The organism is Streptomyces alkaliphilus, assembly GCF_014141535.1.
In the GTDB taxonomy this organism is placed as follows: Bacteria; Actinomycetota; Actinomycetes; order Streptomycetales; family Streptomycetaceae; genus Streptomyces; species Streptomyces alkaliphilus.
Map to the genome: position 1 here is coordinate 1 of NZ_VKHT01001615.1, position 624 is coordinate 624.

Genomic DNA, 624 nt, shown 5'->3' on the forward strand with positions numbered 1-624 from the left:
GTCCGGGATCGGGGCCATGGCGCGCAGGGCGAGGGACGGCGGGGTCAGTCGCAGCAGGGTCTCGCGCAGCCCCACGGCGGCGGGTCGGTGCCACTGCGCCACCCTCCCCGCCCGCCGGGACCGCGTGACCACCCGCCGGGTGCGCGGTCGCCGGTCGGCGTCGTACGCCGCCAACGCCCACCACGTCCGCGGTCTCCTCGCCGGCGGCCGTGACCACCACCGGCCGTCCCCGGCCGTCCCGGCGCATCCCGGTGACGGTGACGCCCGCCCGCACGGTGCCGGCCGGCAGCGCCGCCCGCAGGACCTCCGTCAGCTCCGCGCGGTGCACGGCCACCACCGCCCCCCGGTCACCGAGCGCACCTCCGGGGTCCAGCCGGGAGGGATACCGCCCCGAGGGTGTCCGTATCACCGCGGTGTCGCCGGGCAGGGAGTGCTCCCGCACGGCCGGCCCGAGGCCGATGGCCTCCAGGGCGCGCACGCCGTTGGGCCACAGCGTCAGACCGGATCCGGCCCCCGACTCCGCGGCGCTCCGTTCCAGCACCCCGACCGGCACTCCCCGGGCGTGCAACGCCACGGCCGTGGCCAGACCGCCCACGCCCCCGCCGACGACCATCACCCGGGGAC

Annotated in this window: 1 protein-coding gene; it reads right to left on the reverse strand. The window is 79.2% G+C overall.

What is annotated here, in order from left to right; genetic code table 11:
- Positions 1 to 624 (reverse strand): FAD-dependent oxidoreductase (locus FNQ90_RS25965; protein WP_182608532.1); only part of this gene is annotated, 624 nt, incomplete at both ends.